Below are 24025 nucleotides of genomic sequence, written 5' to 3'. Positions count from 1 at the left end.
GTATCTGAAACGGTTACCGCGGATGTTGCGTGGCGACCGGGCGCCTACTCCCAGACCGGGTTCTGGTCGGGCAGCTTCTCGATCTGTGCCTGGCGCCGGGACTCGCCCAGCGTGAAGTAGTCGTTGGGCGCGACGAACGTGTCCTGGCCGAACTCGGTCAGACACATGTAGATCGCCGCGGCCTCCCGGTTGTCAGTGCCCTGCCACGTGTACATGTGGAGGTCACGCGAGAGCGGGTAGTCCTGGGAGTCGAGCCCGTTCTGGTCGTCCTCGTAGGTGTAGGTCGTCCCCTCCCAGGTCAGCGAGATGGGGCTGACGCCGTCGGTGTCGAGGAATGCCAGCGCGAGGTAACTGATCGCGTTATCGGCCTGGGCGATCGCCTGCGCGAGGCGCTGGTTCTGCCCGTAGCGGTTGGCGACCGTCGTCTCCTCTTCGGGGTTGTCGAAGACGTTGCTGACGAAGGAAGTCCGGGTGCCCGACCCGGTGACGCGGCCGAGCACGAGCACCTCGCGGTCGGGCAGGCTGCTGTCGATCTCCTGCCAGTTGTCGATCCGGCCCTTGTAGAGGTCCTTCAGCGTCTGGCCGTCGATCCCGTCCAGGCCCGCCTCGGCGATCTCCGAGGAGACCACGATCGGCTGGCCGTCGACGGCGACCACGTGGTCGACGAAGTCCTCGTAGGAGTCCCGGTCGGGAAGCTCGTCCTCGACGTTCCCCGAGGAGTTGCCAAGGTCGACGAGGCCGTCCCGGACCTTCCGGACGCCCGTCCCGGAGTGGGAGAGCGCGACCGTCCACGGGAACGGCGGGTTGGCGTCGTCCCTGCGCTCGAAGCCGTACAGGCCGGCGAAGTAGTCAGCCAGCGCGTACTCCTCGGGGTTGTCGAGCCCGTACTCCTCCCAGGGCCAGTACTCGGCGTCGTCGGCCGGCCGGTTCCCGTTCCAGTACGACGAAGCCGTGTTCGCCGGCGGATACACCGTCGAGGAGCCGCCCGAGCGCAGGGTGCCCGGCCCGCTCTGGCTCCCCGTAGGGGTGTCCTCGGTCTCGTTGTCTCCGGTCTCGTCGTCCGACGGCTCCGGAGTGTTCGAGGAGCCGCCATCGTCGTCGGCCTCGGTCTCCGCGGGCGTGTTGCTGCCGCCCGAACTCGAACAGCCGGCCAGCGCGGCCGCACCGGCCGTCCCCGTCCCCAGGATGAATTTACGCCGCGATACCCGCCCGGACTGACGCTTGTCGTCTTGCGTCATCGAGTGAGTCGACCCCGAGAACGGTTAAAGGAATTTATAATACCCGACAGGAGTGGTATGGAGGAATGTATTCCGCTCAGAGGGTACTGACACGGATTTCCCGTATATATTTCTCAATAGCTATAATGTCTCGCACCGGGTAGAGGGCGACCCACAGCCGTCACGTCGCGGGGACACGGTCGGACCGAGCCCGGAGCGTCGGGCGCGGTGCTGAGGGGGCGTCACGCGCTGTCAGAAACGCAGCCGTCGGGGGTGGCCGGTCACCCGAACTTGCCGGTGATGTAGTCCTCGACGCGCTGGCTCTCGGGGTTCTCGAAGATCTTCTGGGTGTCGTCGTACTCCACGAGCTCGCCGCCGGTGAGGAACACGGCGGTCTTGTCGGAGATCCGGGCGGCCTGTTGCATGTTGTGGGTGACGATCACCACCGTGTAGTCCTCGGCCAGCTCCTCGATCAGGTCCTCGATCTTCGAGGTGGCGATCGGGTCGAGTGCGGACGCCGGCTCGTCCATCAGGATCACCTCCGGGTCGACGGCGATGGCGCGGGCGATACAGAGCCGCTGCTGTTGCCCGCCGGAGAGGTCGAGCGCGGACTTGTCGAGCTGGTCGGAGACCTCCTCCCAGAGGGCGGCGTCTTTCAGCGCCTGCTCGACCGTCTCGTCGAGGTTCTCGGTCTCGTCCTGGACGCGGAGCCCGTAGGCGACGTTGTCGTAGATGCTCTTGGGGAAGGGGTTGGGATGTTGGAAGACCATCCCGATCTGGCGGCGCAGCGCCACCGGGTCCACGTCGTCGTCGTAGATGTTCTTCCCCTCGAAGAACAGCTCCCCCTCGACGCGGGCGGCGTCGATCAGGTCGTTCATCCGGTTGATCGAGCGCAGGAACGTGGACTTCCCACACCCCGAGGGGCCGATCATCGCGGTGACCTGTTTCGCCGGGATCTCCAGCGAGACGCTGTCGAGCGCCTGGAGGTCGTCGTAGTAGACGCTGAGGTCACGGGCCTCGATGACGGTCCGGCCCGTCGTCGTCCCGTCGGTCGTCCCCTCGACGTCGAGCGAGGAGTCGACGAGCGGTTCGCTCGTCGGGTCCGGCGACGCGTCGGTCGGTGTCTGTCGTTCGGTCCCCTCGTTCGAGTCGGCCATGTTATCCTGTGACATTGATTACGCCTCCCGCTGATACTTGTTCCGGATGACGATCGCCGTCGCGTTCATGATTATCAGGACTGCCACGAGCGTCACGACGCCCGCGGCCAGCACCCCGTGGCGGAACGCGGCCTCGAACTCCGAGGACCAGGTGAGGATCTGGCGGGGCATCGCCGCGCCGAGGTCGAAAAAGCCGTTGGGCGCGAGCCGGACCGAGGCCGCCAGCCCGACCATCAGAAGCGGCGCCGTCTCGCCGATCGCCCGCCCCAGCGCCAGGATCGTCCCCGTCAGAATCCCCGGCAGCGCCTGGGGTAGCACGACCCGCCGGACGGTCTGCCAGCGGGTCGCACCCATCCCGTAGGAGGCCTGCCGGTGGGAGTCCGGCACCGCGCGGATCGCCTCCTGGGCGGAGATGATCACGATCGGAAGGATCAGCAGACCGACCGCCAGCGCCCCGACGATCACCGTGCCCGTCGGGAAGTTGACCACCCTGATGAAGAGCGCGAGCCCGAGCAGGCCGTAGACGACCGAGGGGACGCCGGCGAGGTTGCCGATGTTGATCTCGATCAGCGTCACGACCTTCCCGGCAAGCCCCGAGGAGGGGGCGTACTCCTCGAGGTAGATCGCCGCGCCCACACCGACGGGAAAGATCGCGACGACGATGACCACCATCATCATCACCGACCCCACCAGCGCCGGGTAGATGCCCGCATCCTCGGGCGTCCGGGAGGGCACGTCGAGAATGAACGCGGGGTCGAGCCACGGGTCGGGGGCGGCGAACCCGAGCTGCCGGACCAGGACCGCCCCGAGCAGGACGCCCCCGACGAGCACGACCGGGAAGACCAGGCCGGCGACCCCCTCCCGGCGCCGGAGGACGCCCTCGACGTAGACGGCGAGCGGCGGGAGCGTGAAGGTTGAGGCGATGACCCACCCCTCCGCCCCCAGCCCGGTGAGGGGGCCGGCGACCAGCCCGGCGGCGGCGACGGCGACCGCGCCGCCCAGGAATGCCAGCCCGTCCCGGCGGCTGTCCCGGCGGCGGGCGACCAGGAGGCCGAAGCCGCCGGCCACCGGGAGGGTCAGCGAGAGGACCAGCAGGATCCAGTCCGCCGGGAGGACCGGCGCCATCATGACCAGCTCCCGGAGGCTCGTGACCCGGGTGGTGACGAGCGTCCCGGCGCCGAGCTCCCCGGCCGCCCAGTTGAGGAGCGTGACGACCTCCGCGGGCGGAACGCCGAAGATGGCGACTGTCGGCGCCAGGATCATCACGCCGAGTCGCTCCAGGGCCGCCTTCCGGCGGAGCCGGGCGTGCAGGGCGATGGCGGCGAGCGCCAGCCCCGCCGCCAGCACCGTCGCGAACAGCTCGATTATCGTGATCAGTTCGACGACGAGGACGACCATCGCGCCGGCGGCCAGGAGCCCGACCACCGGGATCCCGGCGGTCGCGTACGCCACCTCCCCCGCGGGTTCGTCGCTCAGGTAGTAGTAGCCCGCCAGCCCGAGGACGGGGACGACGAGCGTGAGGAAGTAGACCAGCCCCCAGCCGGGGTCCGCCGAGAACGGGCGGAAGGCGTCGGCGGCCACGAACAGAAGCAGGATCAACACCGCGACGAGCCCGGCGGAGGTGGCGGCGAGACAGACGGCCTCGAAGGCCCGGCCCTTGACCCGGCTCACGTCGCGGGTGCCGGCCGCGATCCCGGCGTCCCCTTCGGGTGCGGCCATCAGTCGTACTCCTCCCTGTACCGGGCGGCGATGCGGTTGCTGATGACGTTCATCAGGAAGGTGATGAGAAACAGCGTCAGCCCGATGGCGAAGAGGCTGGTGAAGGCGACCTGGCTGACGTTGTCGGCGCTGTTGATCCGGACCATCGCGGCGGTCATCGGCTCGCTGGCCTGCCAGAGGTTCTGGAGCGGGTCACCCAGCTCGATCATCCGCGGGCGGCTCCCCATCGCGATGAAGACGATCATGGTCTCGCCGATGGCCCGCGAGAGCGCGAGGATAAACGAGGAGAAGATGCCGGAGGCGGCGGCGGGGATCACCACGCCCGTCGAGACCTCGTACTTGGTCGCGCCCATGCCGTAGGCGGCCTGGCGCAGCGAGTCGGGAACCGCGCTCATCGCGTCCTCGCTGAGCGAGGAGACCATCGGGATGATCATGATCCCGACCATGATCGACGCGCTCAGCGCGTTGAAGGTGTTCACCGGCAGCCCGATGGCCTGCAGGAAGGGAGTGACGTAGACCAGCGCGAAGATGCCGTAGACGACCGTCGGGATGCCCGCGAGCACTTCCAGGGCTGGCTTGAGGACGGCCCGCGCCCGCTCGCTGGCGTACTCGCTCAGGTAGACCGCCGCGGCGACACCGACCGGGATGGCGATCGCCGCCGAGACGACCGTGACGATGAGCGTCCCGCTGACCAGGGGGAGCACGCCGAAGGTGTTCCGGGCGAGGATGAACTCCGTCCCGGTAAAGAAAGAGAGGGGGTCGACGATCCCGAAAAACCGCGCGGCGTCTCTCGCGAGCAGGACGACGATGCCGACCGTGATCAGCACCGAGGTGGCTGCACACGCGAAGAGGACGTATCTGTAGATACGTTCCCGCGCAGCGGCGCCTCGCGGCCGGGACGTGATGTCGTCGGCCGGCTCCGTGCTCATGTGGTTGGGGTGTCGTCGTGGGCGTATCTAAATAGTCCGATTCAGAACGGGCTCACCGGCCGGCGACTTCCTCGAGCTTGGCGAGGTTCTGGTCGCGCTGCTCCGCACTCGAGGGCACGTAGCCGATCTCGGAGACGGTGTCGGTTTCGGCGTTCTCCAGGTAAAAGCGCATGAACTCGTAGACCTCCTCGCGCTGGAGCGAGGACTCCGAGGCGTAGATGAACAGCGGGCGGGCCATCGGGTAGGACCCGTCCTTCGCGGTGTCGAGGCCCGGCGGCGTACAGCCCTGGCCGCCGTCGATCTCCAGCGCTTTCACCTGCTCGGGGTTCGAGGCGTAGTAGGCGTACCCGAAGTAGCCCATCCCGGCGGCGTTGTCCCTGATCCCGCGGACGATGGTCTCGTCCTCCTCGGTGGGCTGGTGGTCGGCCGTGTGCCGGAGGTCCGGGCCGATGATGTTCTCGCTGAACCAGTCGTAGGTCCCCGAGGCGCTGGAGGGGCCAAAGAGCCGGAACTCCTGGTCGGGCCAGTCGTCGCGCACGTCCGACCACATGTCGGCGCCGCCATCCCGCCAGATCTGGGACAGCTCCGCGGGCGTGACGCAGTCGACCCAGTCGGCGTCGTTGTTGACCGCCATCGTCAGCGCGTCGCTGGCGACCTCGAACTCGACGGGCTCGACGCCGTTCGAACTACACTGCTCGACCTCCGACTCCTTGATCGGGCGGGAGGCCCCGTTGATGTCCGACTCGCCGGGACAGAAGTGGTTCTGGAACCCGCCCCCGCTGCCGGTCGAGTCGACGGTGACGTTGACCTGCGGGTGTTCCTCCATGAACAGCTCCGCGAAGGTGTCCGAAACCGGGAACACCGTGCTGGAACCTTTGATGATGACCTGGCCGGAGAGCTGGTCGGAATCCGTCGAACCGCCGCCACCGCCCGAGTCGTCACCGCCTCCGCCACCGCCCGAGTCGTCGCCGCCGTCGCCGTTCCCGTCATCGACCTCCTGGGTACACCCCGCAAGCGCGACTGCCCCGGCCGCACCCGTCCCGAGCAGAAAGTTCCGCCGTGATACGGTGTCGAACTGGCGCCCTGTGTCCTGCGGCATCATCCGGGAGGAACCACAGGCCGACTAAAGCCATTTATATTAGTGTTCAGTTCCGGTACCATCGGGACAGTACGACGCATACCGGAAGGGTTGTCTATATATCACTATATACGCCATCTCGGTAGACCCCGTCACCGACCGGAGACGCGTCGGGCCCGTCGTGGCCGGCGCGTTCCCGACCTATCGGTTCCGTAACCGGAGGTCGTCAGTCTTGACGGATTCGGACTGCTTAAGAAGCACCTCTCCTGAACGGGTGGTAGACGATGGAGCAGACAGCAAGCAGATTCTCGCGGCGTAACGTCCTGAAGACAGTCGGTGCCGCCGGAGCGGTGGCCCTCGCGGGCTGTTCCGGCGGCGGCGGCGACGGCGGCGACTCGGGCCGGACGATCAGACAGGGCTTTCTCCTGCCGCTGACCGGCGACCTGGGTTCGCTGGGGACGGCGATGCGGGACGCAGGCATCATGGCCACCAACCAGGTCAACGACGCCGACATCGACATCAGCGTCGAGAAGCAGGAGGAGGACACCCAGACCACCATCCCGGACGCGATCAGCGGGGCCAACGCGCTGGTCAACGCCGACTACCCGATGATGGTCGGGGGCGCGACCTCGAACATCGAGATCGGCAACCAGGTGTTCGTGCCCAACGAGATGGTCGCCTGCTCGCCCTCGAACACGCTGCCGACGCTGCGGACCTTCGAGGACGACGGCTTCTTCTTCCGGACGACCCCCGGTGACCGCTACCAGGGCTTCGCGATGGCCCAGGCCGCCGGCGAGCGGCTCGACGGCATCGAGACCGCCGCCACGACCTACATCAACGACGACTACGGCCAGCTGCTCTCCCAGTGGTTCACCGACCACTTCGAGCAGGGCTTCGGCGGGAGTGTCCAACAGCAGGTCGTCCACGACCCCGTCCAGTCCTCCTACAGCTCGGTGCTCCAGTCCGCGCTGCAGGACGACCCGGACCTGTTCGTGGTCATCACCTACCCCCAGAGCGGGGCCCAGCTGTTCCGTGACTACTACGCCGACTTCGACACCGACCGCCCGATCATGCTGACCGACGGCACCAAGTCGCCGACGCTGCCCGACGAGGTCGGCCAGGACATGAGCAACGCCGTCGGGACCATGCCGGCCGCGGACGGCCCGACCTACGACACCTTCGTCTCGATGTACGAGGAGGAGTACGACAACGCGGCCGCCGCCTTCACCGCCCAGACCTACGACGCCTCGGCGGTCACCATCCTGGCGAACGCGGCCGCCGGCGAGAACAGCGGGCCGGCGGTCCGCGACGAGATGCAGAACGTCGCCAACCCCGGCGGCACCGAGGTCACCATCGACAACCTCGCGGAGGGCGTCGAGATGGCCGCGAACGGCGAGGAGGTCCAGTACTCCGGGGCCTCCTCGGCCGTCGACTTCGACGACCAAGGCGACCTCCAGGCCGGGACCTACGAGATCTGGGAGTTCGACGACAGCGAGTCCGGCATCAACCGTCTGGACCTGGTGAACGTCACCCAGGACCAGGCGCTGGAGCCCGGGAACTGACCAGCTAGCGCGCGGACACGGGCGGCGCGCGCGGACCGTTTTTTACGCCCGATTTTTACCCTCGACTGACCGGAGCGTACGCGGTGCGAGAACCGAGGGTAGCGGAGTGTGGTCAGCGGTGTTGAACACGTTGCGGGGACGCGTGTCGCCGTCGCAGCCCGGCTCCGCTCAGCCGCCCAGGAAGTCCCTGCGGACCTGCTCGTCGGAAAGCAGTGCGTCGCCGGTGTCGACGTAGCGGTTCTCGCCGTTGACCAGGACGTACCCGCGGTCGCAGTGGCGCAACGCGGCCTTGGCGTTCTGCTCGACCATCAACACCGCGGTGCCCGACTCGACGATCCGGTCGACCCGCTCGAACATCTCGTCGACGAGGTCGGGCGCGAGGCCGGCGCTCGGCTCGTCCAGCAGGAGCAACTCGGGGTCGAGCATCAGCGCCCGGCCCATCGCGAGCATCTGTCGCTGGCCGCCCGACAGCGTCCCCGCTTTCTGCGAGGCCCGTTCCCGGAGGACCGGGAACCGGTCGTAGACCTCCTCGAGGGTGTCCTCGGGTACCTCGTCGAGGATGTACGCCCCCATCTCGAGGTTCTCCCGCACCGACAGCGGCGGAAAGACGTTGTCGGTCTGGGGGACGTAGCCGACCCCCTCGTGGATGATCTCCTCGGGGTCCATCGCCGTGATGTCGGTCCCGTCGAAGCTTATCGTGCCACCCATCCGGTCGGTCAGGCCGAACACCGACTTCATCACCGTCGACTTGCCCGCCCCGTTCGGGCCGACGATAGTGACGTACTCGCCGGCTTCGACGTGCATGTCGACGTCGGTCAGCACCTGGAGGTCGCCGTAGCCGGCCGAGAGCCCCTCGACCTCGAGCAGGCTCACGCCACCTCACCTCCCAGATACGCCTCGATGACCTGCTCCTCGGACCGGACCTCGTCGGGAGAGCCGGTCACCAGCGTCTGTCCCTGGTGCATCACGATGACGCGCTCGCAGTGTTCCATGATCAGGTCCATGTCGTGTTCGACGAGCAGGAAGGTCCGTCCGCGGTCCCGCAGATCCTCGATCCGGTCGAGCAGGTCCTGCTCCAGCGAGGGGTTCACGCCCGCAAAGGGCTCGTCGAGCAACAGCATCTCGGGGTCGAGCATCAGCGCCCGGGCGAGCTCCAGCAGCTTCCGCTGGCCGCCCGACAGCGTCCCCGCCTCCTCCAGGGCGAGGTGGTCGATGTCGAAGAACTCGAGCATCTCCCACGCACGCTCGAACAGCTCCTCCTCGTCGCGCTGAACGCCCCCGCGCGTGCCCGGGAGGATCGACCGCCAGGCGGCCTCTCCGCGCTGGTTTTTCGGCGGGAGCATCATGTTCTCGAGGACGGTCATGGTCTCGAACTCCCGGGCGATCTGGAAGGTCCGGACGAGCCCGCGGGAGGACGTCTCGTAGGGCGCCCAGTCGGTGATGTCCTCGCCGTCGAAGGTGACCTGGCCCGCGTCCGGCTCGATGGCGCCGCTGATGACGTTGAACGTCGTCGACTTCCCGGCGCCGTTCGGGCCGATGAGGCCGGTGAGCGTCTCCGGCTCGACCTCGAAGGAGACGCCGTCCAGCGCCGTCACGCCCCCGAAGGACTTCCGGACGCCGTCGACGGTCAGGATCGGGTCCGTCCCGGCGGTCCCGGCGTCCGCGGCGGCACCGGTCCCGGCGCCGTCGGCGTCAGTGCCGCTGGCGTCCGCCTCTGAGGTGTGGCTCAATCCGCGTCACCTCCCTGTGCCTGCGCCTCGGACCCGCTCCCGCGGCGCTTCTGGACCCGCTCCTCGAGGTCGATGCTCGAGGCCACCTCCCGGCGGTCCCCGAACAGCCCCTGGGGACGGCGCTTGAGCAGCCAGATGAGCAGCAGGCCGGTCAACACCACCCGGAGGGCGCTGGTCTGGTCGAAGACGTACAACAGGAGCGGGTCGACGCTGCCGCTCCCCAGCGCGCCCAGCGCGTCGGGGAAGGTCGGCACCGAGCCCGACAGGCCGACGAACTCCTCGACGACCCGGCGGAGCTGGCCGGGCCCCTCGAGGACGAGCCCAACGAAGAGGATCGTGCCGACGACCGTGCCGGTGTTCGAGCCGGCGCCGCCGACGATGACGGCGATCCAGATGAAGAAGGTCAGCTCCGGGAGGAATCGGCTCGGCGTGACGTAGCCGCTGCTCGCCCCCTGCCAGACGATCCCGAGCAGACCGAGCACCGCACAGCCGATGACGAACGCGCGGACCTTGAACGACGAGGTCCGCTTGGCCAGGGACTGGGTGGCCTCCTCGTCGTCGCGGATCCCCTTCAGCACCCGGCCGAAGGGCGAGGCCGACAGCCGGGCGATGAGCAGGTAGGTGCCGACCAGGATGGCAAGCAGGACGAGCACGAAGGCCCACCCGGCGACCAGCTGGCCGTCGATCCCGAGCCCCTCGGCGGCAGCGACGACCGGCTGGCCGGCCGTGTCGAAGAAGTCCCGCACCGGATTCGAGAACGTCCGGATCCCCCGTCCGCCGCCGGTTCCGAAGGTCCACCCGAGGACCGTGACTTCCTGGAGTTCGGCGGACTGGAACGTGATCCGGACGATCTCCGCGAACGCCAGGGTGACGATCGCGAAGTAGTCGTCCCGGAGCCGAAGCGAGGGGAGCGCGGCGACGTAGCCGGCCGCGGCGGCCACGAGCACCCCGGCGACGACGGCCAGGGCGAGGGGCACCCCGAAACCCGGGAGCGACCCCGTCGGGTTCTGGCCGGCGACCGGCCGCGAGAGGATCGTCGCCGTGTAGACGCCGATGGCCATGAACCCGGCGACGCCGATGTTGAACAGCCCGCTGTACCCCCAGTGGAGGTTCACGACGAGCGCGGCGATGCCGTAGACCACGACCAGGAAGGTGACCCGACGCAGCGAGTTGAGCTGGCCGGAGAGGTCGTAACCGAGTAACACGCCGGTGATCAGGTACAGGAGGTAGACGACCCCGAGCGTGGCGAAGATCTTGACGACGTCCCGTTCCCAGTAGCCGGCCGCCCAGTCGGGGAGCCGGCGGCCGACCGGGTCGGTCGCGCCGCTCACAGCGTGTCACCTCCGAAGAGGCCCGACGGGCGGGTGAGGAGCACCGCGATCATGACCGCGAAGCCGACCGCCTCGGCGAAGCTGGCCGGGATCCAGACCTGCGAGACGCGGGTGACCAGTCCGATCAGCACGCCGCCGGCGATGGCGCCGTAGACCGAGCCGATCCCGCCCATGATGACGCCCGCGAAGACGAGCAGGAGAAGCGTCCACCCCAGCTGGTAGTTGATCGTCCCCTGGAAGAGGGCGATCATGAAGCCGGCGAGGCCGGCCAGCGCGCCGCCGACCAGCCAGGTGGCGGTGACAACCCGCTCGGAGGGGATCCCCGTCACCCGCGCCAGGTCGCGGTTGGCCGACATCGCCCGCATCGCCTTGCCGAGTTTCGTCCGCGTCAGAAGCAGGTGGACGCTCACCATCGAGACCCCGGCGACGGTCACGAGCAACAGCTCCGGGGCGCTGACGTTGACCGTCCCGCCCGGCAGCGAGAGCTCGTAGGCCCAGGCGCTCACCGTCAGGCCGAAGGAATCCTGCGTGAACAGAAACACCATCATGAAACGCAGCGTGAAGGCCACGCCGATCGACGCGATCAGCAGGGCGATGGCCCCGCTCTTTCGCATCGACCGGTAGACGAAGCGGTCGAACAGCAGGGCGACCACGGCGCCCCCGACCGCGGCGACGACCAGCCCGACGAGCACCGCCCCCGGGGTGTTCGTCACGCTGATCCCGACATCGCGGGGGAAGACGGTATCCCCGACCCCGAGGAAAAGCAGGTTCAGCGGGTCGAAGTCACCGAAGCCGGCGACGAGGTAGGTCGACCCCCAGCCGACGAAGGCCGAGACGCTGATGTAGTCGCCGTGCGCGAAGTTGGCGAACCCGAGCAGGTCGTAGGTCAGCGAGAGGCCGACCCCCGCCAGGCCGATCACCAGCCCGAAGACGAGCCCGTTCCAGAGGTAGCCGGTCAGCAGTGACGGCGCGAGCGACTCTCCGAGCAGCCGCCGCAGGACGTCGAGCAGTAACAGGGCGAGCACGGCAACGAACAACGCCGTCCGGACCCGGGTCCGGTCCGGCACCCAATCAGGTGTCTTGTCGCGTAACAGGGCCATAACCAACAGCGGGAGCTACGAGGGTAGGGACGTAAATAGCTGACTGATACGGCGAGTGCTCGGCCCGTCGAAAGCCCCGGCAAACGGTCGCCAGGGGAGCGGGTTTTTTGTACCGATCGTCCGAAGCCTGCCTGTATGTCACGCCAGGTCGTTTCCTACGACGACGACGGACACGTGTACGAGTTCGGGCCGGAGATGGAACCCGTCTACACCGCCGCCGACGGGGAGTCGCTCACGGTCGAGACGATAGACAGCCTCAACAAGGAGATCCAGACCGACGACGACCTGCTCGACGCGATCCCCGAGGAGGTAAACGCCGCCACCGGCCCCATCGCCGTCGAGGGGGCCGAGCCCGGCGACGTCCTGAAAGTCGAGATCGAGGACGTCCGGGTCAACGAGGACCGCGGCCGGGTGATAACGGCCCCGGGCTTCGGCCTCCTGCAGGACGACGAGGAGATCGACCACCCTGCCACCGAGATCACGGCAGTCGACGGCGACACCCTCGACTTCGACGGGATCGACGTCCCCATCGACCCGGTGATCGGGACCATCGGGGTCGCCACTGCCGAGGAGACCATCTCGACGCTGACTCCCCACGACCACGGCGGGAACCTCGACACCACCGACATGACCGGCGGCACGACCGCCTACTTCCCGGTCTTCCAGGAGGGCGCCATGCTGGCGATGGGCGACTCCAAGGCCGCCATGGCCGACGGGGAGATGTGTGGCACCGGCGCCGAGATCGGGACCGACATCGACATCACGGTCTCCGTGGTCTCGGACCCCGAGGTGGGGATCGACCGCCCGGTCGTCGACACCGGCGAGGCCGTCAAGTCCGTCGCTAGCGCCGACACGATGGAGGAGGCCGTCGAACTCGCCAACCGGGACGTCCTGGCGCTTCTTCAAGCGGACCACGGCATGTCCAAGACCGAGGCCTACCTGTTCTCGAGTCTCGTGGGCGGTCTGGAGATAAGCCAGGTCGTCGACCCGCTGGTGACCGCCAGAAACGCCGTCCCTGCCGAGTACCTCTCGGTGCCGTACTGAGCGGCGCCGGACGGGAGCGCGCCAGCTACTCGGCCGCCGCGCCCTCGCGCTCGGCGGGGGCCGGCGGGGAGAGGCGGGCGACGAGCAGGCAGACCACGCCGCCGCCGCCGCCGACGACGGCGACGCCGAGACCGACGACGCGGACGGCCGGTCCGAAGCCGAGCTGTGGCGCGAGGGCGGCGATGGCCGCGCCCATCGCGACCGGGGTTGCCGTCGCGGTGACGCGGCCGCCGGCCTCGGCGACGCTGACCAGCCCGGCCCGCAGCGACTGGGAGGCCAGCCCGGTGACGATGCTCCGGTACAGCGAGAGCGCGAGGCCGAACCCCACGCCCGTCACGAGGATGCCGACGCCGGCCACCGGGACGCCGGGCGCAAAGAGAACGACCGCAAGCCCGACCGCCAGACAGCAGTTGGCGGCCACGAGCGGGTAAAAGCGGGAGTCGAAGAACTCGGTCACCCGGCCGGCCTGGCTGGCCGCACCCGCGAAGGCGACGCTGCCGACGGCGGTCAGCAGGCCGGCCTGAGCCGGCGTCCCGCCGAGCAGGTCGCCGACGATGATGGAGTTGTAGGTGAGAAAGCCGATCCAGACCACGACCGGGAGCGTGCGCCCGACCACGAGCGCGAGCACGCGGGGCCGGCGGACCAGCCCGGCGAGGGCACGCCCGTACGAGACCCCCTCGTCCCAGTCGACTGCCCCCCTGCCGGGGGCCGGCTCGTCGCCGCCGGAGTCCCCGCGGCCGCCGTCGGCCGCCGCCTCCCCGGCGGCCGTCGGCTCCTCGAACCAGACGGCCACCGCGGCCGCGGCCGGCAGCGCGATGGCGAAAAGCAGGAACGGGTACTGCCAGGCCGTCGCGACGAGGACGCCCGCGAGCAGCGGGAAGGCGGCCTGGCTCAGCCCGGAGACGGTGAAGCGAAGCCCCTGCGCCGTGGCCTCCCGGGAGCCCTCGTAGAAGTCCCCGATGCTCGTGATCAGCGTCGGGACGATCCCCGCAAAGCCCACGCCCTGGAGCAAGCGGAGGCCGAGCGCGACCCGGAAGTCCGTCGTGAACGCGATGGCGGTCCCGGCCAGCCCGAAGAGCACGAGCGCGGCGACCAGCACCGGCTTGCGGCCGTAGCGGTCGGCCAGCGCCCCCGCGACCGGGACGATGAGAATGCCCGGTGCGGTGAAAACCGAGATCAGCAGGCCGACGTCGGTCTGTGTCGTCCCGAACGGCCCGACCAGCGAGTCGAGCACCGGCGAGAGCAGCGCCGTCCCGATGACCGGCGGCACGTTCGACAGCAGGAGGAGCTGGAAGTTCCGGTCGCGGAGGACGGCCGCGTCGTCGCCGAGCAGCGAGGCCAGGGAGAGCACGTCCGGTGGAGCGACCGACGGGGGCAAAAATCGCTCGGATGCCGAGTCGACCGCCGCCGCCGCGGCGGGGCAGAGCGGGCACGAACCGGCTGCCGGCCCGGAGATCCGGCAACTCAAGACGCCGGAGCCACTACGGCCGGAAGTGAGCGCGTACCAGCCCGGGCGGTGCAACATCGGCAGCCGGCAGCGGCGGCGCCGCCTGCTCGTCGCCGGCGCCGGCTTCGGCGCGGCCGGCCTGACCACCCTGGCCTACGTCGCCGGCGCCGTTCCCGCGCCGGCCCTGCTCGCGGTGTTCGCGTTCCTGACCGTCGGCTTCGAGTGGGGACTGCAGGCCTACCGCGCCTTCTGTGTCCGCCTGGCGATGCTCAGCCGCTACGACTTCCGGGGCGACGGCGGCGACGCCGGACCCGTCACCGACCCGGGCGCACGGCGTGACGACCGGGTCCAGGCCCTGCGGTTCACCCTCGTCGCGCTGGCCCTTGCCGCCCTCGTCACGGGTCTGCTGTTCGTCCTCCTCTGAGCGGACCGTCACCCGTCCGCGGGGACCGGGTACGACTGGTCGCGGGCGACGACGGTCACGGGCTCGACCCGAATGAGCCGGTAGCCCTCGGCGTCCAGCCCCGAGAAGCGGTCGGGCCACTGCCGCCTGTCGGGACCGAGGTACTTCGCCAGGAGCCGCCCGGCCCGGTCGGGGTCGTAGGGCTCGAGGCTCGCCTCCCCCCGGATCCCGACGTGCTCGACGCGGCCGGCCGCGGGGTCGAAATCCACGACCGCCAGCGCGGTCCGGGAATCCCGGCGCACCCGTCCGGGGTAGGAGCGAGCGCTCGTCTGGGCGATGTGCCAGACCGCCCCGTCCTCCCAGAGGAACCACAGCGGCGACACCCGCGGCCCGTCGGGCGAAGTCTGGGCGAGGAAGGCAAACAGCGGCCGGTCCAGAACGTCGTCGACGCCGGCCTCAAGGGTGTTCTCGATGACCTCCATACCGGAGAGAGCGGGGCCGCCCCGAACTGTGTTGTGCTGGCCGAGCGGGGCGCCGTCCGCGCTCTCAGCGTTTCAGCTGAACGAACGATTTACCAGGGCGGAGGTGGAGAGACACCGTATGTTTCCGCTCGGACCCGGACCGCTCCGTGTGGGGGTGTTCGGGAACGGGTCCATCGAGTCGCCGCTCTCTGACGCCGAGGCCGTCGACCGCCCGCTCGACGTCGAGCCGGTGGAGCCGGCGACAGTCGTGGACTCTGACCGGGACCAGCCGCTACACTGCGTGGTCGTCGACAGCGCGTCCGGCGTCGACTGCACCGACGTCGTCGAGGAGTGTACCGAAAAGCGCCCGGAGCTGCCGGTGGTCGCGCTCACGAACGGCGCGGACGGCGGGGCCGTCGAGGCACTCGAGGCGGGCGCGGACGAGACGCTACCGGCGGCGGTGACCGAAACGGCGCCGGAGCTGTTCGCCGAGCGGGTCGTCGAGACGGTCGAGCGCGAGCGCGCCCGGGAGGGGCTCCAGGAGCTCTACGACGGGGTCGCGGGCGGGGTGACGCTGCACGACCCGGAGACCGGGGAGGTGCTCCGGGCCAACCGCCAGGCCTGTGAGGCACTCGGCTACCCGCGGGAGGAGCTGCGGTCGCTGTCGCTGGGGGCGCTCACGGCCGACGTGGCCGGATACGACGGCGAGCGCGCGCGGGAGGTCGTCGGAGAGGCCGCGGGCCAGGAGGAGCCGGTGACCCTCGAGTGGCCCTTCGAGCGGGCCGACGGGACGGTCCGCTGGACCGACTCCCGGGTCGAACGGGTGACCTTCGGCCCCCGGGAGCTGGTGCTGTGGGCCGCGACGGACGCGACCGAGCGCCGACAGCTCGAGCGGACCTACCGCGAGGTGTTCGAGAGCATCTCCGACGGGCTGGTCGTCCACGACCCCGAGACCGGCGAGATACGCGACGTCAACGACCGGTTCTGCGAGATGAACGGCTACGACCGCGAGGAGCTGGTGGGGGAGGCCATCGACGTGGTCGCCGGGCCCGACCACGCCTACGAGGAGGCCCGGGACCGCATCGCGGCCGCCAGGGAGGAGGGGCCACAGCTGTTCGAGTGGCACAACGAGCGGGCCGACGGCGAGACCTTCCCGGTCGAGGTCCACCTGCGCGTCGTCGAGATCCGGGGCGAGGAGCGCGTGCTCGCGAGCGTCCGCGACATCACCGAGCGCCGGGAGCGCGAGGAGCGACTCGAGGAGCGGCGCCGGCTGTACAGCACGCTCGTCGAGCAGAGCCCCAACGGCGTGATGATCGTCCAGGACGAGTCGGTCCAGTTCGTCAACCCCCGGATGGAACGCCTGACCGGCTGGTCGGAGTCGGAGCTGCTCGGCCGCCCCTTCTACGAGGTGATGACCGAGGAGTACCGCGACCTGGTCAAAGAGCGGTACGAGCAACGGACCAGCGGCGACCGGCCGCCGCGGAACTACGAGGTGGAGGTCCGGACGAGCGACGGGGAGCGGCGCATCATCGACCTGCACGTCTCGCGGATCCAGTACCGGGGCGAGCCGGCGACGCTGGCGACGTTCGACGACGTCACCGAGCGGCGCCGCCAGCAGCGGGAGCTGCGCGAGAGCGAGCGCCGCTTCCAACTCATCGCCGACCACATCGACGAGATCATCTACCTCGCGACCGCCGACTTCTCCGAGATCCTCTACATCAACGACGCCTACGAGGAGGTCTACGGCCGGCCGGTCGAGGAGCTCGACGAGAACCCCACCTCCTTCGTCGAGGCCGCCCACCCCGAGGACAGGGCCCGGTACGAGGAAGACGTCGAGCGGCTGCGAGCAGACGTCGAGGCCGGCGACTTCCAGGAGGCCTACGAGGGGGAGTACCGTATCCAGCGGGACGGGGAGACCCGGTGGGTCGCCGTCACCCGTTTCCCGGTCGAGGGCGAGGACGGCACCGTCGACCGCATCGTCGGCCGGGTCCAAGACGTCACCGCCCGCAAGCGCCGCGAGCGGGAGTACGAGCAGGTCTTCAACGGCGTCAACGACGCCATCGCGGTGTTCGACCCGGAGACCGGGGAGATCACGGACGTCAACGACACCTACCGGGAGATGCTCGGCTACGACGACCTCGGGACGATCCGGGAGCTGGGGATCGAGGGCCTCAGCGCGACCGAGGAGGGGTACACCGGCGAGCGGGGGAAGGCGCTCATCGGCGAGGTCGCCGACACCGGCGAGCCCACGACGGTCGAGTGGCGCGGCGAGACCAAAGACGGTGAGCGGCTCTGGCTGGAGGCGACGCTCTCCCCGGGGACGGTCGGCGGGGAGGAGCGCGTGCTGTCGATCCAGCGGGACGTCACCGCCCGCAAGCGTCGCGAACAGGAGTACGAACAGGTGTTCAATGGCGTGCCGGACCCGATCACGGTCAACGACCCCGAGACGGGGGAGATGATAGCGGTCAACGACGCGATGTGCGAGACGGTGAGCTACGACAGGGAGACGGTGCTCGAGAAGGGGCTCGACGGGCTGAGCGTGACCGAGGAGGGGTACACGAGCGAGCGCGCGGCCGAGATCATCGACGGCGTGATGGAGTCGGGCGAGTCCAGGACCTTCGAGTGGAAACTCGAGACCGCCGAGGGTGACCACCGGGTGCTCGAGGTGACGGGGAAGCCGGCGACGGTCGGCGGGGAGGAGCGGTACATCTCGCTCACGCGGGACGTCACCGAGCGCAAGCGCCGCGAGCAGGAGTACGAACAGGTGTTCAACAGCGTCACCGACGGGATCGTCGTGTTCGACCCCGAGGCCGGCGAACTGACCGACGTCAACGACACGTATCTCGAGATGGTCGGCTACGACGACATCGAGACGATCCGGGAGCTGGGTGCCGAGGGGCTGAGCGCCGACGGGCCGGAGTTCACCGGGGAACGCGTCGACTCGATCGTCGAACGGGTCGCAAAGACCGGTGAGACCGAGACCGTCGAGTGGGAAGTCGAGCGCGCCGACGGCGAACAGCGCGTCTTCGAGGTCAACTCCACGACGGCGACGGTCGGCGGGGAGAAACGCGTCCTCTCGCTCAATCGGGACGTCACCGAGCGCAAGCGCCGCGAACGCGAGTACGAGCAGATCTTCAACGGCGTCAACGACGGGATCGCGGTCCACGACCCCGAGACGGGGGAGGTCATCGATGTCAACGAGCCGATGTGCGAGCTGACCGGGTACGACCGCGAGGCATTGCTCGCGGAGGGCGGGAGCCTGGTCGACGTCCCCGAGGAGGGCTACTCGAGCGAGCGGGCCGGCGGGATCGTCCGGGAGGTGATGGAGACCGGCGAACGCCGGACCTTCGAGTGGCTGGTCGAGCGAAAGGACGGGCAGCGCCGCTGGCTGGAGGTCAACGCGACGCCGGCCGTGCTGAACGGGGAGCCGCGCTGTCTCTCGCTGATGCGCGATGTGACCGAGCAGCGCCGCACCGAGCGCCGCCTCGAGGAGATCCTCGAGCGGATCGACGAGGCGGTCTTCATGACCCGTGCCGAGGAGATCACCGGAGCCTCGCAGGCGCCCGATTACGTGAGCTCCGGCTACGAGGAGATCTGGGGCCAGCCCATCGAGGCGATCCGCGAGACCTACGAGGCGGGCTTTTTCGGCACGCTCCACCCCGACGACGAGGCGGGGTACCGGGCGTTCGTCGAGGGGATCGCCGAGGACATCGCTGCCGGCGACGCGGCCGACCGGTACGCCCGCGAGTACCGCATCGAGCGGCCCGACGGGGAGGTCAGGTGGGTGCACTCCGACTACTACCCGACCGAGTGGGAGACCGGGAGCACCCGGGTCGTGATCGTCAGCCGGGACGTGACCGAGCGCAAGGCCCGCGAGCGCCGGATCGCCTCCTTCGACGACGCGACCGAGGACCTCGCGACGGCGGACACGCCGGCGGAGGCGACCCGCACGGCCGTCGAGGCCGCGGCGGAGACGCTCGGGCTCCCGGCCGTCGGCGCCTTCCTCTACGACGAGGAGGAGGGCGTGCTCCGGCCGGCGGTGACCGCCGGACCGCTCCCGGCGGCGGTCGCCGAGCCCGTCGGGCCGGGGGACGGCCCGCTCTGGGAGGGGTTCGCGACCGGGACCGTCGTCGCGCCGGACGGCGGCGACAGCGAGCCGGGGCTCGTCGGCGACGGGGAGACGGCGACGCCGGCCGAGCTGTCGGACCTGGCGGGGTGGCGCGCGCTCGCGCTGGGCAATCACGGAGTCCTGCTGGTCGGGTCACCCGACAGGGCGCTGGGCTCGAAGACGATCCAGGCGGCCCACGTCCTCGCCGCGACGCTCGAGGCCGCGCTCAACCACCTCGAGGGACAGCAGCGCCTCGAGGCCCAGCAGGAGCAGCTCCGGACACAGACCGAGCGGGCCGAGCGGCTCGACCGGATCGCCCGCCTCACCCAGCAGGTCGAGGCGGCGATCACGGACGCGTCCACCCCGAGCGAGGTCGAGCGGGCGGTCTGCCGGCGCCTGGCCGGGTCGGGTCCCTACGACCTGGCGTGGGTCGGCGGGGCCGAGGTTGGAACCGACCGCCTCGCCCCCCGCGCGGTCGTGGGCGCCCCCGACCAGTACGTCGGGGCACTGGACCTGTCGGCGGAGGGGACGGCCGACCCCCACCCCGCGGTCACGGCCTGGCGGACAGACGACCTCCAGGTCGCGGACTCGCTGGTCGACAGCGGACCGGCCGGCGACTGGCGCCGCCGGGCGCTGTCGGAGGGATACCAGTCGCTGTGTGCGGCCCCGCTGACCTACGACGGCGTCACCCACGGCGTGTTGACGGTCGGGGTCGAGTCACCCAACGCCTTCGGCGAGCGCGAGCGCGACGTACTCGCACAGCTGGGCACCTCGATCGCGAACGCGCTGGCGGCAGTCGAGCGCCGCCGGGCGCTCGAGTCCGACGAGACCGTCGAGCTCGAGTTCCGGGGGAAAGGACAGGCGCTGCCGTTCGCGCAGGCGGCAGAGGCCGCGGGCTGTCGGGTCGGTCTCGAGCGGACCGCGACCCGGCAGGACGGCTCTGTCGGCGTCTACTTCAGCTTCGAGGGGGACGTGCCCGAGAACGTCCCGGCGGTCGCGCGCCGGACTCTGCCGGGGAGCGTCGACGTGGTGGCCGAGGAGCCGTCGTCGACGCTCGTGGAGGTCCGCACCGACGACTGGTTCGGGTCGCCGCTGGCAGAGTACGGCGGCGTGCTCCGGGAGGCGTCGGCCGAGCCCGGCGAGACGACCGTCACCGTGGAGGTACCGACGGAGGCCGACGTCCGCTCGTTCGTCGAGCGGCTGCAGTCGGTCGCCCCGTCGCTGGAGCTGGTGGCGAGACGCCAGCACAGCACCCAGGGACGGACGCCGACCGAGCTGAGCGACCAGGTCCAGGAGGCGCTCACCGACCGCCAGCTCGAGGTGCTCCGGACCGCACTCTCGGCTGGCTACTTCGAGTGGCCCCGCGAGAACGACGGCAGCGAGGTCGCCAGCCGGCTCGACATCACCCAGCCGACGCTGAACAAGCACCTCCGGCTCGCCGAGCGGAAGGTCTTCGGACTCCTGTTCGAGCCGGGGGGCTGACGGGAGCCGGCTGCCGACTCACTCGAAGCCGTCGCGCTGGAGAGACGGCAGCGCCCCGCCAAGGAACGGGCCGAGCGCGACCGTCCGGAGCACGCCGAGCGCGGCGAGGCGCGACCGGTCGCCGTCCGGGACCGGGTAGCCGTGGTCGGGGAGGGCGGCCCGCGCCCGCGTTCGAATGGTCCCGACGCGACGGGCCCTGTCGCGGGCGTACGCGTCGACGGCTCCGGCGGCCGACCGCGGCCCGCGGGCCAGCCGGGAGACGAGGGCGAGCGCGTCCTCGATGGCGACGGAGGCCCGGAAGCCGCTCGCCGGCGCGAACGGACACGCGGCCCCGCCACAGCGGGCGATACGGCCCCGCCCCCACCGCGCCGGGCTCGCGGCGGCCGGGGGCAGCCGGACCCGCCGGCGGCCCGCCGGTTCGGCCCCGGCCAGCGCGGCGGCCACCGCTTCCGGGTCCGGGCCGCCCCGGGTCGCCGGCCCGTCGGGGCCGTCCTCGACCAGTGCGGCCCGCGGGTCCCGCCCCGCAGTCGTCACCCGGAGCAGGCGTCCCCCGTCGTCCGGGTGCGGCAGGTGCTGTACCAGCACGCCCGGCCACCACGCGTCACGGAGGCGGTTCGGCGCCGGGTCGTCGTCCCCGAGGACCGTCTCGTACTGGACGAGCGTGACGCCGGCGTCGGTGTCCCCGGGACCGGTCCCGGGCGGGCCGAGCGCCGGGGTACCCGCGCTCGCGTCGACGACGGCGTCGAACCACTCCCGGACCCCGCCGTCGAACTCCGCGGTCAGCCCGCCGTCGTGCCGGGAGAGGGTCTCGACAGTCCGGTCGAGCCGGACCCGTCCGGACAGTGTCTCGCGGAGCGTCCGGCGGAGCGCGGGCGTCGGGACGACCACCGGTGGGGCGGCCGCGCCGTCGGCCGCCCGCGAGAAGGTCGCCGGCTCTGCCGACCCGGCGCCGACCCGGTGGACCGAGACATCATCGACGACGCGAGCGCGGTCGAGGACCGGTCCCCCGGCGTCGACGGCGGCGAGAACCCGGAGTGCCGGGGGCCACAGATACGCCAGCCGGGAGGAAGACCCCTCCCCGTCACCGGCCGCGAGCAGGGGGTCGTACCCCGCGCGCCCGAGGAGGAGTGCGAGAGTGAGGCCGGCGACGCTGTCGCCGACGACGAGCACCTGACGGTCGGTGGCTCCCGCGAACCCGTCGTCGCTGGGAACCCACGCCGGCGCCGACACGCGCCGGTCGGGCGAACCGGAGGCCGGCTCGCCGGTGCCGGCGCGCGCGTTCGAGTCGGTCTGCATTCGTGTGTCGGCGTTCGGCCAGCGACCACCTAAGAGGGCGACGAGTGTTTCAGGGGGCGAAACAGCCGGGGGCGACACCGGCGGACGCTCCCGCGAGGGGCAGCGGGCAGGCACGAGCGGGCGTGGCGGGCGGTTCCGGCGACCGGACGGGCGGGACGGAGCGCCCGCGGGGACGGGCGCGTGGCCGGGGTGGGCAATATACCTAGCCGTCCGCCGGGGGCGGGACAACGTCAGTTGTCAGCAGCCTCTGGGGGGTAGGGTCCGACGGGTGGAGTATGAGCGAGGCGGTCACACGCGATCGGCCGGACGAGAACCGCGACGTCAGGGAACCGACACCGACGGAACGCAGCCGGGATGGGGGCGACGAGCCGGAGCTGTCCCCGGCGGAGCTGCTGGCGCTGCTCGACGCCGAGTACACCCAGGCGATCCTGGCGGCAGCCGGACAGCGGGCGCGCTCTGCGCGGGCCATCGCCGAGGAGGTCGGCGCGTCCCGGGCGACGGTCTACCGGCGGCTCGACAGCCTGCAGGAGGCCGGACTGGTCGAGACCGGCATGCAGTACGACGCCGACGGCCACCACCGGACCGTGTTCGAAGCGACCCTCGAGACCCTCTCTATCGACGTGACCGGCGACGGGCTCTCCGTGACTGTCACGACGAGCGCGCCGGAGGACCGGTCTGCCGCCCCGGTGCTGGACGCGTGACGCCGGCCGCGACCGGGCCGGTCGGCACCCGGAGCTGCGACGGCGGTGTTGCGCACGGCGAAACACTGCAGGCCGGGTTATGGCCGCCGGGGGCGTCCGGAGACACATGAGCAACAGCAGCGACCGCGAACGTACCGACCCCCGGTCGGAGACCGACCCCGAGTGGCACACCCCGCCGGCAGTCGCGCCCCGCCTCGAGACGATCCCGGACAGTGAGTCGGACACCGTCACCTTCGTTCCGCTCGGCGGCGAGTACCTCGACGTGACGACGGCGTGGATAACGGCCGACGAGGACCTGGTCGTCGACGTGGCGGAGATGCACTGACCGTGGAATGACGACCGCGCGACCCGACCGAAGTGAGCCAGGGCGCGCGACGGCCTGGTTCGGCTCCTCCGTTCCGTGCTCGCTCTTCACCTCCGTTCGTCGCAGAAAGCGGGCGGCGAGGGATTTGAACCGAGTGGAGACGGTCGCCCTCGCGTCGCTCGGGCGCTGCGACTCCCCGGGTTCAAATCCTCGCTGCCGGTTCACTCACCACCTCGCTGTCGCTCGGCAGGTTCGTTGCACGGGCGGCGAGGGATTTGAACCCCCGACCATCTGGTCCGGAACCAGGCGTTCTGTCCGCTGAACTAGCCGCCCTCACACGCCGGTAACAGCAACGCGGATAAAACAGTTGCGAGTCAGGGAGACTCGTCGGTCTCCAGAGTGAACGATTGGGTCGGGTACGCCGTGCAGGTCAGACAGTACCCCCTCTCCATCTCGTCGTCGGAGAGCGTGTCGTTGTTCGAGTGGCGGACGTAGTCGTGAGCGTCGCCGTCGGCGATGTGGCCCGAGCAGGAGAGACACGACCCCTCCCGGCAAGCGTAGGGCAGGTCCCAGCCCTCCTCCTCCCCGGCCTCGAGGATGTTCTCGTTTTCGGCTATCTCGATGGTTTCGCCTTCCTTCGAGAACTCGATCTCGTAGGTCTCGGGGTCCTCGATGGCCGCGGGGTCGAAGCCCTCCTCTTCCTCCTCCTCGGAGTCGGCGAGTTCGGCCTCCGCGCCGCCAGCCCCGACGGCCGCCGCCGCGCCGCCACCCCCGATCGAACGGTTCATCGGCTCGGGGAAGTCCGTCTCCGGCACCGTCTCGGCGCGCCGCTCCAGCACTTCCTGGGAGATGTCCTCGGTTGGCTCCCATCCGGTTCCCTCCGAGTAGTGCAGGATGACCGTCACCGCGGTCAGCAGAAATCCGGTGACGACACCCAGCGAGGTCAGCTCGACGAT

Annotated in this window: 19 protein-coding genes and 1 tRNA gene; 6 read left to right on the top strand and 14 right to left on the bottom strand. The window is 70.3% G+C overall.

Annotated features, from left to right (window positions below):
• Nucleotides 1-44 precede the first annotated feature (44 nt).
• The 5 genes from GN153_RS12310 to GN153_RS12290 form a co-directional block, all read right to left on the bottom strand.
• The gene (locus GN153_RS12310) at nt 45-1238 is read right to left on the bottom strand and encodes a PstS family phosphate ABC transporter substrate-binding protein (RefSeq protein ID WP_159903228.1); all 1194 of its coding nucleotides are present in this window, start codon (nt 1236-1238) and stop codon (nt 45-47) included.
• 260 nt (nt 1239-1498) lie between these two features.
• A complete protein-coding gene (pstB, locus tag GN153_RS12305; protein WP_159903226.1) occupies nt 1499-2389 on the bottom strand; it encodes a phosphate ABC transporter ATP-binding protein PstB in 891 nt (296 codons plus the stop codon).
• A gap of 3 nt (nt 2390-2392) precedes the next feature.
• Nucleotides 2393-4093: a phosphate ABC transporter permease PstA gene (pstA, locus tag GN153_RS12300; protein WP_159903224.1), complete on the bottom strand. Its 1701-nt coding sequence runs from the start codon at nt 4091-4093 to the stop codon at nt 2393-2395.
• Nucleotides 4093-5022: a phosphate ABC transporter permease subunit PstC gene (gene pstC, locus GN153_RS12295; protein ID WP_159903222.1), complete on the bottom strand. Its 930-nt coding sequence runs from the start codon at nt 5020-5022 to the stop codon at nt 4093-4095. Before pstC ends, pstA begins: the two co-directional genes overlap by 1 nt.
• 52 nt (nt 5023-5074) lie before the next feature.
• Nucleotides 5075-6121, bottom strand: coding sequence for a PstS family phosphate ABC transporter substrate-binding protein (locus GN153_RS12290; RefSeq protein ID WP_159903220.1), 1047 nt, complete (start codon nt 6119-6121; stop codon nt 5075-5077).
• Nucleotides 6122-6384: 263 nt separating this feature from the next.
• On the opposite strand from GN153_RS12290, the gene GN153_RS12285 reads away from it, so the two are divergent.
• Nucleotides 6385-7662 carry an ABC transporter substrate-binding protein gene (locus GN153_RS12285; RefSeq protein WP_159903218.1) on the top strand — a complete coding sequence of 426 codons (1278 nt, stop codon included), beginning with the start codon at nt 6385-6387 and terminating at the stop codon, nt 7660-7662.
• Between the two features lie 168 nt (nt 7663-7830).
• Here GN153_RS12285 and GN153_RS12280 read toward each other — a convergent pair whose 3' ends face one another.
• Genes GN153_RS12280 through GN153_RS12265 form a run of 4 tightly spaced genes read right to left on the bottom strand, consistent with a single transcriptional unit; the run spans nt 7831 to nt 11823 of the window.
• Nucleotides 7831-8535 (bottom strand): ABC transporter ATP-binding protein, encoded by a 705-nt coding sequence (locus GN153_RS12280; RefSeq protein ID WP_236544800.1) that lies wholly within the window; start codon nt 8533-8535, stop codon nt 7831-7833.
• On the bottom strand, nt 8532-9392 hold the full coding sequence (locus GN153_RS12275) for an ABC transporter ATP-binding protein (protein ID WP_159903216.1): 861 nt from the start codon (nt 9390-9392) through the stop codon (nt 8532-8534). The genes GN153_RS12280 and GN153_RS12275 overlap by 4 nt, the downstream gene beginning before the upstream one ends.
• Nucleotides 9389-10723, bottom strand: a complete 1335-nt coding sequence (locus tag GN153_RS12270; RefSeq protein ID WP_159903214.1) for a branched-chain amino acid ABC transporter permease — start codon at nt 10721-10723, stop codon at nt 9389-9391. The genes GN153_RS12275 and GN153_RS12270 overlap by 4 nt, the downstream gene beginning before the upstream one ends.
• Nucleotides 10720-11823, bottom strand: coding sequence for a branched-chain amino acid ABC transporter permease (locus GN153_RS12265; protein WP_159903212.1), 1104 nt, complete (start codon nt 11821-11823; stop codon nt 10720-10722). Before GN153_RS12265 ends, GN153_RS12270 begins: the two co-directional genes overlap by 4 nt.
• 135 nt (nt 11824-11958) lie before the next feature.
• On the opposite strand from GN153_RS12265, the gene GN153_RS12260 reads away from it, so the two are divergent.
• Nucleotides 11959-12867, top strand: coding sequence for an acetamidase/formamidase family protein (locus GN153_RS12260; protein ID WP_159903210.1), 909 nt, complete (start codon nt 11959-11961; stop codon nt 12865-12867).
• A gap of 25 nt (nt 12868-12892) precedes the next feature.
• Here the strand turns inward: GN153_RS12260 and GN153_RS12255 are convergent, their stop codons facing one another.
• The gene (locus GN153_RS12255) at nt 12893-14218 is read right to left on the bottom strand and encodes an MFS transporter (protein ID WP_159903208.1); all 1326 of its coding nucleotides are present in this window, start codon (nt 14216-14218) and stop codon (nt 12893-12895) included.
• A 142-nt stretch (nt 14219-14360) separates the two neighbouring features.
• On the opposite strand from GN153_RS12255, the gene GN153_RS12250 reads away from it, so the two are divergent.
• Nucleotides 14361-14738 carry a hypothetical protein gene (locus tag GN153_RS12250; RefSeq protein ID WP_159903205.1) on the top strand — a complete coding sequence of 126 codons (378 nt, stop codon included), beginning with the start codon at nt 14361-14363 and terminating at the stop codon, nt 14736-14738.
• A gap of 8 nt (nt 14739-14746) precedes the next feature.
• Here GN153_RS12250 and GN153_RS12245 read toward each other — a convergent pair whose 3' ends face one another.
• Nucleotides 14747-15199: a pyridoxamine 5'-phosphate oxidase family protein gene (locus tag GN153_RS12245; protein WP_159903203.1), complete on the bottom strand. Its 453-nt coding sequence runs from the start codon at nt 15197-15199 to the stop codon at nt 14747-14749.
• A 118-nt stretch (nt 15200-15317) separates the two neighbouring features.
• On the opposite strand from GN153_RS12245, the gene GN153_RS12240 reads away from it, so the two are divergent.
• Nucleotides 15318-20768 carry a PAS domain S-box protein gene (locus GN153_RS12240; RefSeq protein ID WP_159903201.1) on the top strand — a complete coding sequence of 1817 codons (5451 nt, stop codon included), beginning with the start codon at nt 15318-15320 and terminating at the stop codon, nt 20766-20768.
• A gap of 18 nt (nt 20769-20786) precedes the next feature.
• On the opposite strand, the gene GN153_RS12235 is transcribed toward GN153_RS12240, so the two are convergent.
• Complete coding sequence (locus GN153_RS12235) at nt 20787-22064, bottom strand: FAD-dependent oxidoreductase (RefSeq protein WP_159903199.1); 1278 nt, start codon at nt 22062-22064, stop codon at nt 20787-20789.
• Nucleotides 22065-22339: 275 nt separating this feature from the next.
• Here GN153_RS12235 and GN153_RS12230 point away from each other — a divergent pair, with 275 nt between their 5' ends.
• Together GN153_RS12230 and GN153_RS12225 are read left to right on the top strand one after the other, a co-directional pair.
• A complete protein-coding gene (locus GN153_RS12230; protein WP_159903197.1) occupies nt 22340-22765 on the top strand; it encodes an ArsR/SmtB family transcription factor in 426 nt (141 codons plus the stop codon).
• Between the two features lie 106 nt (nt 22766-22871).
• The gene (locus tag GN153_RS12225) at nt 22872-23090 is read left to right on the top strand and encodes a DUF7511 domain-containing protein (RefSeq protein ID WP_159903195.1); all 219 of its coding nucleotides are present in this window, start codon (nt 22872-22874) and stop codon (nt 23088-23090) included.
• A gap of 239 nt (nt 23091-23329) precedes the next feature.
• Here the strand turns inward: GN153_RS12225 and GN153_RS12220 are convergent.
• Together GN153_RS12220 and GN153_RS12215 are read right to left on the bottom strand one after the other, a co-directional pair.
• Nucleotides 23330-23402, bottom strand: a tRNA-Arg gene (locus GN153_RS12220).
• A gap of 41 nt (nt 23403-23443) precedes the next feature.
• A complete protein-coding gene (locus GN153_RS12215) occupies nt 23444-24025 on the bottom strand; it encodes a 2Fe-2S iron-sulfur cluster-binding protein (RefSeq protein ID WP_201287914.1) in 582 nt (193 codons plus the stop codon).

This window comes from Salinirussus salinus (assembly GCF_009831455.1).
Taxonomy (GTDB): Archaea; Halobacteriota; Halobacteria; order Halobacteriales; family Haloarculaceae; genus Salinirussus; species Salinirussus salinus.
Note: the sequence above shows the minus strand (reverse complement) of the source record. Positions and strands in the feature narration are given on the sequence as shown.